The sequence below is a fragment of the Luteitalea sp. TBR-22 genome (assembly GCF_016865485.1).
GTDB lineage: Bacteria > Acidobacteriota > Vicinamibacteria > Vicinamibacterales > Vicinamibacteraceae > Luteitalea.
Genome location: NZ_AP024452.1, coordinates 5,721,018 through 5,732,512, shown reverse-complemented (window position 1 = coordinate 5,732,512; position 11,495 = coordinate 5,721,018). Strand labels below are relative to the sequence as shown.

At 70.8% G+C, this 11,495-nt stretch carries 9 protein-coding genes; 7 read left to right on the top strand and 2 right to left on the bottom strand.

Going from position 1 to position 11,495, the window contains the following annotated elements; genetic code table 11:
• The first annotated feature begins 64 nt into the window (after nt 1–64).
• Nucleotides 65–1,321: a glycosyltransferase gene (locus TBR22_RS23580; RefSeq protein WP_239490290.1), complete on the top strand. Its 1,257-nt coding sequence runs from the start codon at nt 65–67 to the stop codon at nt 1,319–1,321.
• Here TBR22_RS23580 and TBR22_RS23575 read toward each other — a convergent pair.
• Together TBR22_RS23575 and TBR22_RS23570 are read right to left on the bottom strand one after the other, a co-directional pair.
• On the bottom strand, nt 1,305–2,990 hold the full coding sequence (locus TBR22_RS23575; RefSeq protein WP_239490289.1) for an HDOD domain-containing protein: 1,686 nt from the start codon (nt 2,988–2,990) through the stop codon (nt 1,305–1,307). The two genes, TBR22_RS23580 and TBR22_RS23575, sit on opposite strands and share 17 nt — an antisense overlap.
• 81 nt (nt 2,991–3,071) lie before the next feature.
• Nucleotides 3,072–3,548 (bottom strand): molybdopterin-binding protein, encoded by a 477-nt coding sequence (locus tag TBR22_RS23570; protein WP_239490288.1) that lies wholly within the window; start codon nt 3,546–3,548, stop codon nt 3,072–3,074.
• A gap of 99 nt (nt 3,549–3,647) precedes the next feature.
• Between TBR22_RS23570 and TBR22_RS23565 the strand changes: the two genes are divergently transcribed.
• From TBR22_RS23565 to TBR22_RS23540, 6 genes are all read left to right on the top strand, one after another.
• Complete coding sequence (locus TBR22_RS23565; protein WP_239490287.1) at nt 3,648–6,950, top strand: TonB-dependent receptor; 3,303 nt, start codon at nt 3,648–3,650, stop codon at nt 6,948–6,950.
• A gap of 186 nt (nt 6,951–7,136) precedes the next feature.
• Nucleotides 7,137–8,303, top strand: a complete 1,167-nt coding sequence (locus TBR22_RS23560; protein ID WP_239490286.1) for a hydrogenase small subunit — start codon at nt 7,137–7,139, stop codon at nt 8,301–8,303.
• Nucleotides 8,304–8,306: 3 nt separating this feature from the next.
• Nucleotides 8,307–10,025 carry a nickel-dependent hydrogenase large subunit gene (locus TBR22_RS23555; RefSeq protein WP_239490285.1) on the top strand — a complete coding sequence of 573 codons (1,719 nt, stop codon included), beginning with the start codon at nt 8,307–8,309 and terminating at the stop codon, nt 10,023–10,025.
• 10 nt (nt 10,026–10,035) lie between these two features.
• The gene (cybH, locus tag TBR22_RS23550) at nt 10,036–10,734 is read left to right on the top strand and encodes a Ni/Fe-hydrogenase, b-type cytochrome subunit (RefSeq protein ID WP_239490284.1); all 699 of its coding nucleotides are present in this window, start codon (nt 10,036–10,038) and stop codon (nt 10,732–10,734) included.
• Nucleotides 10,731–11,210 carry a hydrogenase maturation protease gene (locus tag TBR22_RS23545; protein ID WP_239490283.1) on the top strand — a complete coding sequence of 160 codons (480 nt, stop codon included), beginning with the start codon at nt 10,731–10,733 and terminating at the stop codon, nt 11,208–11,210. Before cybH ends, TBR22_RS23545 begins: the two co-directional genes overlap by 4 nt.
• Nucleotides 11,211–11,220: 10 nt before the next feature.
• Nucleotides 11,221–11,490 carry a HypC/HybG/HupF family hydrogenase formation chaperone gene (locus TBR22_RS23540; RefSeq protein WP_239490282.1) on the top strand — a complete coding sequence of 90 codons (270 nt, stop codon included), beginning with the start codon at nt 11,221–11,223 and terminating at the stop codon, nt 11,488–11,490.
• Nucleotides 11,491–11,495 lie beyond the last annotated feature (5 nt).

Sequence of the window (11,495 nt, the reverse complement as noted above, 5' to 3'; positions counted from 1 at the left end):
TGCGTGGTAGCCTACCACGCCGCCAGATAGGACACCGGATGCCTACGCGTGCGGCGCGCCCGCCATGCCCACGCCCCAGGCACGCGCCCACCCGCGCGCCATCGTCGTCGTCCTCGGGGACATCGGGCGCAGTCCGCGCATGCTGAACCACGCGCTGTCGCTTGTCGCGCATGGGTGGCACGTCGATCTGGTCGGCTACGCATCGTCTACCCTGCCGGCCGAGGCTCGGGTGCCCGCGCTGGTGGTGTGCGCCCTCGACGACGACGAACGAGCGCCGCGTCCCGCGTCGCGCCTCGGGTGGGCGTTGCGGGCCGGTTGGCGCGGCGTGGGGCTCACCGGTCGCCTGCTCCGTGTGCTGCTGTCGGGGCGTGCCCCCGATGTCGTCCTCGTGCAGAACCCGCCGGGCATCCCGACGCTTCCCGTCGCGTGGCTCGCGGCGCGGCTGCGCGGCAGCCGCCTCGTGATCGACTGGCACAACTTCACGGCCTCGATGCTGGCGCTGCGGCTGGGGCCGCGACATCCGCTGATCAGGGCGGCGGCAACCGTCGAGCGCTGGGCAGGGCGGCGTGCCGATCACAACTTCTTCGTGTCGGAGGCCATGGCGCGGCACGTCGGCGCTGAGTGGAGCCTCTCGGGCTCGGTGTTCCGGGACAGGCCGCGCCAGGTGTTCCGCGCACCCGATCCGGAGCGGCGCGCGCACATGCGTGCGCGTCTCTTCGAGGCCGCGGGGGTGGCCCAAGCCGATGGAGCGTGGCGGCTGGTCGTCAGTCCCACGAGTTGGACGGCCGACGAGGACTTCGGGATGCTCCTCGAGGCGGCGCAGTCGCTCGACGCCGAGTGGCGCGCCGGCATCCGCGGGTTGGCCGTCGTCGCGACCGGTACGGGGCCCTTGCGTGCGGCGTTCGAGGCGCGCGTCGCCGCGCTCGGCCTGTCACGCGTGCGGCTCGCCACGGCCTGGCTCGAGGCCGACGACTACCCGTCAGCGGTGGGATCGGCCGACGCCGGCCTGAGCCTGCACGACTCCACGTCGAAGCTCGACCTTCCCATGAAGGTGATGGATCTCTTCGGTGCGGGCGTGCCCGTCGTGGCACTCGATTACGGGGCGTGCCTGGCCGAACTCGTGCAGCCCGGCGTCAACGGCCTGACGTTCACCGACGTTCCGTCGTTGGTGGCCGCCTTGCGCGTGGTGCGCGATGCCGACCAGACCACCCTCGACGCCCTGGGCGCCGGGGCACGTGCCGCTGGCGCGCTGCGCTGGCACGAGACCTGGCCACACGAGGTGCTGCCGCACCTCGGCCCTGGTCCTACTGCCCCTGCGTGAACGCGCGCGTTGCCGCGTCGAGGAAGGCCTGCCGCCAGGCCTCGAGGTCCTTCACCGGCACGCGGCTCTCGCGGCTCACGGCCTCGATCGACTCGCCCTTGAGGAGGCGCAGCACCAGATCCCTGCGTGCCTCCGGCCCGAGTTGCGCCGTGACCTTCGCGGCGTCCTCGCGCTGGGCGCGCGCCCGTCGCATCGCGCGCACGGCGAGGTCGCGCAGGTGCACCACGAAGGTGACCGTGGCCGCATCGGGCGGCTCGGCCGCGGCACGGTCGGTGACAATCGCGCCGACGGAACGGTTCTCGATGACCAGCGGCAGCACGAGCACCGTCTGCGCCCCCAGGAGCGCAAGCAGGCGCGCTTCGTCGGCCCCCGGATTGCGTGCCAGTGACGCGAACAGGTCGAGTCGCCGCAGGATCGCCCCGCCCACGGCGAGGCCTTGCGGTCCGAGCGTCACCGGGAAGCGCAGCCGCTTGACGAACGCCTCGACGCTCTCGCCGAGGCCGAAGCGACCCACCAGCTCGGTCCGCGTGTCGTTCAGCAGGCAGAAGGCGGCGTGCGAGAACGGCCCGGCGCGGACGATCGCCTCGAGCACCGTGAGCAGGATCTCGTTGACCTCGAAGTGCCCGTCGCTGGTGACCGCCAACTCCAGTTCGCCGATCAGCTGCTGGCGGGCCACGGGCGAGTCCGGGCCGTGCGCGATCTCGACCTCGGGCGTGTCGAGTGGCGCGTCGGTCCGGTCGGGGTCGGCCGCCGTGTCGGCGGGCGTCAGGCTCGCCATCGCCGCGTCCACCTGTCGGCTCAACCTGAGGTCGGTCGTCGAGAGGCCCAGGCTCGCGAACATCTCGTTGGTCTCGGCGCAGCCCTCGCGGAGGATCCCCTGCAGCGTGTCGGCGGTCAGGTCGAGGCCGTGTCCGTATCGCTGCAGGATCAACGTCAGCGTCTGCGGCGACTCGGTGGGCACCTGCCTGTACACGGCATTGGTGAGGTCGTGGCCGAAGCCGACCAGCCGTTCGATGTCGGTCGTCGGACCGCCGGGCGCCGGCGCGCCACCGAAGCCACCGAGGCCCCAGTGCCGACAGGCGGCCTCGCCGAGGTCCTCGAAGCGGAAGTGCAACACCGCCAGTGCGGCCGCACCGAGCGTCGTTCGATGCTGCTTGAGGTGGGCGAGCACCGCCGCGTAGTCCTCGGGGGAGTGACAGGCCAGCAGCACCTCGCCGACGTTGCGGAACATCGCCGCCAGGTGCGCCTGCTCCGGCTTCGGCATGCCCACGTGCTCGGCGGCCAGGCGCGCGTGGCTGGCGGTGAGCATCGACAGCGCCATCAACTGCTTCAGCGCCGGCGCCTTGCGCGCGTAGTGCTCGAGCAGCACGAGGCTGCCCGCCAGGTCGCGCACTGCCTCCACCCCGAGCACGACCATGGCCTGGGTGACCGACAGGATGTGCCGCCCTGACCGGTTGTAGTGGAAGGAGTTGACCGTCCTGAGGACCTTCAGGGTCAGGCTGTAGTCGCCCAGCACGACGTTGGCCAGGGCCTGCATCGGCGTCTCCTCCTTGCGGAGGACGTCGATCACCTCGTGGAGCCGTTCCGTGAACGCAGGGAAGTCGCCCGCCGCGACGATGCGCTCGAGGTAGTGCTGGACGCGCTCTTCGCGACTGCGAGGGTCGTTCATGCCTGTGTGCGGATGCGTGCAGCGTGCCACCACGGCACGGGAGGCACGCCTCACGGTATGGGGCAGCGGACGACGCCGAGCTTACGCATGAGCTCGCTCGCGCACAAGGGGACGCCGCCCCGGGGGCGAAGCGGGGGCCGATCGGGGCGCCCTGGCCACCATGACCTCAGTGGACTTCACGACCGCCAGCGCCTCGTCTCCCCGCCGCAGCCCGAGGGCCCGCACCGCATCGGCGGTGATGATCGCCGTGAGGGGTTGTCCCGCGACGCGCAGGCGCACCTGTGCCAGCAACCCGTCCACGCGCACCTCCTCGATCACGCCGCGCAAGCGATTGCGCGCACTCAAGCCGCCCAGCCCATCGTCATCGCGAGGCCCCGCAGCGACCTTCGACAGCGACGGACGCTGCGCGAGAAGGCGTTCGAGCTCCGCCTCGGCGATGCGGTGATGACCACCGCTGGTCCGCATCGTCCTGACATGACCGGCGTGAATCCACCGCTTCAGCGTGGAGTACGCCACCCCAAGTCGAGCTGCCGCTGCCCGCGCAGAAAGTTGACTCATGTCGAGCACTGTACTGCACTGATTCGATTCAAGTCGATTTGATCGATGGTCAGTGGCCGTCCTAGCATCCCGGTCGTGCCGGCCTCGACGATCGGACGCATGTTGACCGCGGTGGGGGCGCTGCTGATGGCCGCCGCGACGGCGGCAGCGCAGGTCGGCACGGGTGGGCTCGCCGGTCTCGTGGTGGACGAGCAGGGCGCCCGCGTGGCGCAGGCCAAGGTCGTTGCGACCGAGGCTGCCGGTTGGCAGCGCGTGACGCGCGCCGATGAGGAGGGCGCGTGGGTGATCACGGGGTTGTCGCCGGGCATCTATGCCGTTCGCGTCGCCGTGGCGGGACTTGCCGCGTCGTCGTCGGTGGCGGTCGTGGTCGGCGAGACGCGACGCGTGGATCTCGTCGCCCGCCCCGCCGCGGTGGCCGACGTCGTCACGGTGACCAGCGCCCCGCCTCTCCTGCGTGACACGCCGGGGCTCGGGCACGTCGTTGACCGGACGACGGCCACGGCGCTGCCGCTCAACGGCCGATCCTTCCTTTCGCTCGTGGCCCTCGCGCCAGGCGTCGCCCTGCCACCGGGGGCGGCGCTCCCGCGCATCAACGGCGGCCGCCCTCGCACCAACGAGTACCTGTTCGACGGCATCTCCGTGTTGCAGCCGGAGCCCGGGCAGGTGGCGTACCTGCCCAACATCGATGCGATCGAGGAATTTCGCGTCGAGACCAACAGCCCGCCCGCCGAGTTCGGCCGCTTCAATGGCGGCGTCGTGAACCTCACCACCCGGGCCGGCGGCGCTGACTGGCGCGGCAGCCTCTTCGACTTCGCGCGCCATGAGGCGCTCAACGCCCGCAACGCCTTCGCGCCCCGGAGCGGGGCGCGGCCGCGGTTCCGGCGGCAGCAGTTCGGTGGCGTGCTCGGCGGGCCCGTCTCGGCCGGTCGCACCTTCGTCTTCGCGGACTACGAAGGGCTGCGCCAGACGATCGGACGCACCGCCGTGTCCACGGTTCCGACGGCGTTGCAGCGCTCGGGTGTCTTCACCGAGCCCGTGGCCGGCCGCGTGGCGGCCATCTTCGATCCTGCGACGGCCACGATCGTCGATGGCGACACGGTGCGGCAGCCGTTCGTCGGCAATGCGATTCCGGAGCCGCGCATCGATCCCGTCGCGCGCAGGCTCCTGGAGCGGTTTCCACTGCCCACTTCCCCCGGCACGGCCAACAACTACCGCCGAACCGCCGACGAGCGCACCGACAGCGACCTCGCGGGCCTGCGCGTCGACCAGCGACTGGGCGTGCGTGGCGACCGTGCCTTCGTGCGGCTCGTCCGCTTCGACGAACGGATCGCCCCCGTGAGTCCCCTCCCTGACGGCAGCGGGCTGGCGACCGGGACGCTCGGCCCGCAGCACACGCGGGTCCGGGCCTTCGCCTCGGCGTGGCAGGCCTTGCTCTCCCCGCGCGTGCTGCACGAACTCCGCATCGGCGACACGCGGCGTGCCGTGGAGCGTCGCGCCGTCGCGCTGGGGGCGACCGCCGGCGAGGCACTGGGCCTGCCCGGGTTGCCCGCGCTGGCGTTTGCCGACACCGTGCCGTCGATCGCCATTGCGGGGTACCAGGCGCTCGGCTCGCCGCCGGGCACGGCGACGGATTTCGAAACCGGTGTCACGCACCTGGTCGACACGCTCACCTGGACCAGTCGTGCCCACACGTTCAAGGCAGGCGCCGACCTGCGGTGGAGTCGCCTCGACGTGGTTCAGCCCGCCTCGCCGACGGGGGCGTTCACCTTCACGAGCCTGTTCACCGATCAGCCGGGCCTGGCCGGCACGGGAGCTCCGCTGGCGAGCTTCCTGCTCGGGCAGGTCCAGCAGTTCTCGATCGACCTGCAGCGAAGGCCGATTCGCAACCGCGCCCATGTGCAGGAGTACTTCGTCCAGGACGACTGGCGGCCCTCGTCGAAGCTCACGATCAGCGCGGGGGTGCGCTACACGCTCAACTTCCCGTCGGTCGAACGCGACGACCAGGCCGCCGTGTTCGATCTGGCGAGCGAGCGCCTCGTGTACCTGGGGCGTGACGGCGAGCCCCGCGCGGCGCGTCGGCTGCACCACCTGAACCTCGGTCCCCGGCTCGGGTTCTCCTGGCGGCTGGACGATCGGACGGCCGTGCGCGCCGGCTACGGCCTCGTGTGGATCGAGCAGGCCGGGATCACCACGCCGTTCACCACGCCCGCCTTCCCGTTCGTGCAGACGGTGTCGCAGCGGACCCTCGACGGCCTGGCTCCCGCCTTCACGCTCGCCGACGGCCCGACCATCGTGCCCGTCGGCCCGACGCCGGATGCCGGCCTCGGGCAAGGGGTGTTCGCGGTCGATCGCGATCTGGGGTCCGGATACGTCCAGCAGTGGCAGGCGTCGATGCAGCGCGCGATCGGCCAGCACTGGTCGGTGGAGGTGGCCTACGTCGGCTCGCACATCACGCGGGTGGGGCTGCCCGACTCGAACCTGAATCAGCTGACCGCGGAGCAACTGGCGATCGGCCCGCCGCTGCTGACCCGCGTCGCCAACCCCTGGTTCGGCGAGATTCCGCGGTCCTCGTCGCTCGGCGATCCGTCCCTCCCCGTCGCGCAACTCCTGAAGCCATACCCGCGCTTCACGACGGTGAGTCTCTACCGGAACAACGTCGGCTCCACCAGGTACTGGGGCGCCACGGCGAGGGTCGAGCGCCGCTTCTCGCGGGGCGTCACCGGACACCTGGCCTACACGCGCTCGCGGCTCGTCGACGATGCCTCGTCGGTGTTCGACGCCTCGGTGCTCACCGGGCCGATCGCCAACGCTCCGGTGGCCGATGCGTACGATCGCCGCCGCGAGCGGGACGTCTCGACGGGCGACATTCCCCACGTGCTCACGGGCGCGGTGGTGTGGGAGGTGCCGGTCGGCGCGGGACGGCGATGGCAGCCCGGCGGATGGGTCGGCGCCCTGGCGCGCGACTGGTCGCTGTCGGCAACCGCGCAGGCGCAGTCGGGCACGCCGGTGCCGGTCACGCAGGCCACCAACTTCAATGCATTCGCCGGTTTCGGGACGCAGCGGCCGAACCTCCTGAGGGATCCCTCGTCAGCCGCCGCGCAGCGCACCACGGCACGCTGGTTCGACACGTCGGCCTTCGCCGTGGCGCCGCAGTTCACACTGGGGTCGGCGTCGCGCAATCCGGTGCGCGGGCCCGGGTACCGCGCCCTGAACGTCGCGCTGGCGCGCACCGTGGCGCTGGGCGGGCTGCGCGCGATCGAGATTCGTGCCGAGGTGTTCAACGCGACCAACACGCCGCCGCTGGGGCTTCCCAATGGCGTGTTCGGCACGCCAGCGTTCGGGACCATCACGTCGGCCGGCGACCCGCGCGTCATCCAGCTGGCCGTGAAGCTCCGGTTCTGACGGCGGCCAGGCAGGAATATTCCCCACGGGCCGGGGAATTCCGGGCCTGCCCATGTCCCGACGGGGCGCGACGAGTCGATCTCGTGGCCAAACCCTTACGACCCGGCCGTGGCACGGCCCGTGCTGTGGCCACCCTCACTGCGGATTCGTGCGTCTCCGGCGCCCCCTGGCGCCCCAGGAGGGTCCATGAACAGGCCACCCACGATCTGGGAACACGCCGAGTTGCTCGGGCACTCGCGGCGGGACTTCCTGAGGTTCTGCTCCTGGCTGGCCGCCTACGCAGGGCTCGAGGCCACGCAGGTGCCCGCAGTGGTGCATGCGCTCGAGACCCGGCCGCGCATCCCCGTCCTCTGGTTCCACTTCCAGGAGTGCACCTGCTGCAGCGAGTCCTTCCTGCGCTCGTCGCACCCGATCGTCGCCGACGTCATCCTCGACCGGATCTCGCTGGACTACACCGAGACGCTGCAGGCGGCCGCCGGCCACCAGGCGCACGCGGCGCTGCAGGACACCATGACCAGGCGCCGCGGCGAGTACCTGATGCTCGTCGAGGGCTCCATTCCGACCGCTGAGGACGGTGTCTACTGCTGCATCGGCGGGCGCACGGCGCTCGACATCGCGACGGAAGCCGCAGCGGGCGCCAAGGCCGTCGTCGCGTGGGGCAGCTGCGCCTCCAACGGCTGCATCCAGGCCGCCAGGCCCAATCCCACCAGCGCGACACCCATCCACAAGCTGATCTCCGGCGTGCCCATCATCAAGGTGCCAGGCTGCCCGCCGATCGGCGAGGTGATGGCCGCGACCATCGTCCACCTGCTGACATTCGGCACCATCCCGCAACTCGATCGCGTCGGTCGCCCGATGGCGTTCTACTCGCGCCGTGTGCATGACACGTGCTATCGCCGCCCCAACTACGACGCCGGCCTCTTCGTGGAGTCGTGGGACGACGAGAACGCGCGCAAGGGGTACTGCCTCTACAAGATGGGCTGCCGCGGGCCGCTCACCTACAACGCCTGCGCGGTCACCCAGTGGAACGGCGGCACCAGCTTCCCGATCAGGTCGGGCCACGGCTGCATCGGCTGCAGTGAAGAGAACTTCTGGGACAACGGGCCGTTCTACAGCCGCCTCACCAACCTCCCGGGGCTGCCCATCGAGGCGACCGCCGATCGCGTCGGGACGATCGCCGCAGTGGCGACCGCGGCCGGCATCGGCGCCCACGCCGTGCTCACGGGCATCCGCAAGGGCCAGGTGATCGCCACCGAGGAGAAGGAAGCCAAGGCCGGTCTCGCGTTGATCGAGGCCGAGGAGGCGGAGGCCGACGCCGCCAGGACCGCGAAGCAGGACGCGCAGGAGCGCTGACCCATGGCCAACCGCATCGTCATCGATCCCGTGACGCGCATCGAGGGGCACCTCCGGCTCGAGGTGGAGGTGCAGGACGGCAAGGTGGTCGACGCCTACAGCTCCGGCACGATGGTGCGCGGCTTCGAGCGCATCCTCAAGGGCCGTGATCCGCGCGACGCGTGGGCGTTCACCGAGCGGACCTGCGGCGTGTGCACCACGGTGCACGCGCTGGCGTCGGTGCGGTCGGTGGAGGACGCGCTCGGCATCACGGTGCCTGCCAACGCCGAGTTGATTCGCAACCTGATGTTCTGCGCGCAGTACCTGCAGGACCACGTGGTGCACTTCTACCACCTGCACGCGCTCGACTGGGTGGACGTGGTGAGTGCGCTGTCGGCCGATCCGAAGAAGACCGCGGAGCTGGCGCAGTCGATCTCGTCGTGGCCGAAGTCGTCGCCGGGCTACTTCTCCGACCTGCAGAAGCGGCTCAAGACGTTCGTCGACAGCGGGCAGCTCGGGATCTTCGCCAACGCCTACTGGGGCCATCCGGCGTACAAGCTGCCGGCCGAGGCCAACCTGATGGGGGTGGCGCACTACCTCGAGGCGCTCGAGTGGCAGAAGGAGATCGTCAAGGTCCACGCGATCTTCGGCGGCAAGAACCCGCATCCCAACTACCTCGTGGGCGGCGTGCCGTGCTCGCTCAACGTCAACGAGGCCAACAGCATCAACGCCGAGCGCCTCGGGCTGGTCGGCCAGCTGTTCGAGCAGGCGCAGCAGTTCGTCGAGCAGGTCTACCTGCCCGACCTGATGGCCATCGCGCCGTTCTACAAGGACTGGGGCGCGATCGGCGGCGGGCTGAGCAACTACATGTCGTACGGCGACCTGCCCGTGAAGGGGTACGGCGACGTCGCCTCGTTCAAGTTCCCGCGCGGCGTGATCCTCGACCGCAACCTCGCCGAGGTGCACCCGATCGACGGCAAGGATCCGATGCAGGTGCAGGAGTACGTGTCGCACTCCTGGTACGAGTACACGGGCGGGGATGCCACGGGCCTGCACCCGTGGGAGGGCGAGACGACGCTCAAGTACTCGGGGCCGAAGCCGCCGTACGAGCACCTCGACGTCGAGCAGAAGTACTCGTGGCTCAAGACGCCGCGCTGGAAGGGCCATCCGATGGAGGTCGGCCCCCTGGCGCGGCTGCTGGTGGCCTATGCCGCCGGGCGGACCGACGTCAAGGACGCCGTCGACGCGACGCTGAAGGCGCTCGACGTGCCCGTGACGGCGTTGTTCTCGACGCTCGGCCGCACGGCGGCGCGTGGGCTCGAGACCAGGCTCGTGGCCGGCTGGGCCCTCGAGTTCTACGGGCAACTGCTCGCCAACATCAAGGCCGGCGACACCAGGACCGCCAACACGGAGCGCTGGGATCCGGCGACGTGGCCCGCCGAGGCGAAGGGCGTCGGCCTCACCGAGGCGCCGCGCGGCGCGCTCGCCCACTGGATCGTCATCAAGGACGCGAAGATCGACAACTACCAGCTGGTGGTGCCGAGCACCTGGAACGCGTCGCCGCGCGACGCCAACGGGCAGCTGTCGGCGTACGAGTCGGCGCTGATCGGCACGCCGGTGGCCAATGCCGAGCAGCCGGTCGAAGTGCTGCGCACCGTGCACTCGTTCGACCCCTGCCTCGCGTGCGCGGTGCACCTGCACGACGAGCACGGCAGCCACGTGCACCGGGTGGACGCCTTCTGAGGAGCGGCCCATGCCATCGCCTCACATCTTCCGTCGTGTCTACCTCTGGGAGTGGCCGGTCCGCTTCTACCACTGGATGACCGCCGGCTGCGTCGTCGTGCTGTCGGTGACCGGCGTGCTGATCGGGGATCCGCCGGCGCTGCTCGCCTCGGGAGAGGCGTGGAACCAGTACTGGTTCGGCACCGTGCGCCTGGTGCACTTCACCACGGCGTACGTGTTCACCTTCGTGTTCCTGCTCCGCATGTACTGGATGCTGGTCGGCAACCGCTTCGCGCACTGGCGTGCCTTCATCCCGGTGGGCCGGATGCGCGAGCACCTCGGCGACCTGTGGCAGGTGTTCCGCGTCGACGTGCTGCAGCTGCAGAAGCAGCCGCTGGACACCCTGGGCCACAACCCGGCGGCCGGCACGGCGTACCTGGCGGTGTTCGTGATCAGCCTGTTCCAGATCGTGACCGGATTCGCGCTCTACGCACCGATGAGCGGCGCGTGGTTCCCGCGCCTGTTCGCCTGGGCGACGTCGCTGTTGGGCGGTGACGGCGGCCTTCGCCTCTGGCACCACGTCGGCATGTGGGCCATCCTGCTGTTTGCCATCGTCCACGTGTACCTCGTCGTGTTCCACGACGTCGTCGAGTCGCGCGGGGAGATGTCGTCGATGGTCGGCGGCTCGCGCTTCGTCGTCGACGAGGCGCCGGGAGAGCCCGGCCGGTGAGCCAGCGACTCGTGCTCGGCATCGGCAACCTGCTGATGGGCGACGAAGGCGTCGGCGTCCACGCGATCGAGACGCTCGCCGCCGAGGCCTGGCCTGCGGACGTCGCGCTGCTCGACGGCGGCACCGGCGGCTTCCACCTGCTCGAGGTGCTGCACACCCACGGCGAGATCGTGATGATCGACGCGACGATGGACGGGCAGGAGCCGGGGACGGTGACCGTGCTCCGTCCGACGTACGCGTCGGACTTCCCGCGGTCCCTCTCGGCGCACGACATCGGGCTGCGCGACATGGTGGAGGCCACGCAGCTCACGCGGGCGCTGCCGACGATTACACTGATCACGGTGTCCATCGCGTCCGTGCAGCCCATGGAGCTCGCCTTGTCGCCCGCAGTGGCCGCGGCCCTGCCCGACGTGCGGCGCCAGGTGCGCGCGGCGCTGTCGCCGCAGGGGGCGCTCACCGGCGCGCCCGCGGCCTGAGGTCCTCCGCATGTGTCTCGCCGTTCCCGGCCGCCTGCTCGACATCGAGGGCGATGACCCGCTCCTGCGATCGGGCCGCGTCGACTTCTCCGGCATCGTCAAGCAGGTCAACCTGGCGTACGTGCCCGAGGCCGTCGTCGGCGACTACGTGATGGTGCACGTCGGGTTCGCCATCGCGAAGGTGGACGAGGACGAGGCGACGCGGGTCCTGGCCTACCTCTCCGAGATGGGAGACCTCGCCGATCTCGACGAGGCCGACGCCCCGCGCACGACCTCCTGAGCGGT

Excerpts from the sequence above, each read along its gene's own strand:
- TBR22_RS23580 (WP_239490290.1), top strand. The coding sequence starts at position 65 with ATGCCCACGCCCCAGGCACGCGCCCACCCGCGCGCCATCGTCGTCGTC.
- TBR22_RS23575 (WP_239490289.1), bottom strand. The coding sequence starts at position 2,990 with ATGAACGACCCTCGCAGTCGCGAAGAGCGCGTCCAGCACTACCTCGAG.
- TBR22_RS23570 (WP_239490288.1), bottom strand. The coding sequence starts at position 3,548 with ATGAGTCAACTTTCTGCGCGGGCAGCGGCAGCTCGACTTGGGGTGGCG.
- TBR22_RS23565 (WP_239490287.1), top strand. The coding sequence starts at position 3,648 with ATGTTGACCGCGGTGGGGGCGCTGCTGATGGCCGCCGCGACGGCGGCA.
- TBR22_RS23560 (WP_239490286.1), top strand. The coding sequence starts at position 7,137 with ATGAACAGGCCACCCACGATCTGGGAACACGCCGAGTTGCTCGGGCAC.
- TBR22_RS23555 (WP_239490285.1), top strand. The coding sequence starts at position 8,307 with ATGGCCAACCGCATCGTCATCGATCCCGTGACGCGCATCGAGGGGCAC.
- cybH (WP_239490284.1), top strand. The coding sequence starts at position 10,036 with ATGCCATCGCCTCACATCTTCCGTCGTGTCTACCTCTGGGAGTGGCCG.
- TBR22_RS23540 (WP_239490282.1), top strand. The coding sequence starts at position 11,221 with ATGTGTCTCGCCGTTCCCGGCCGCCTGCTCGACATCGAGGGCGATGAC.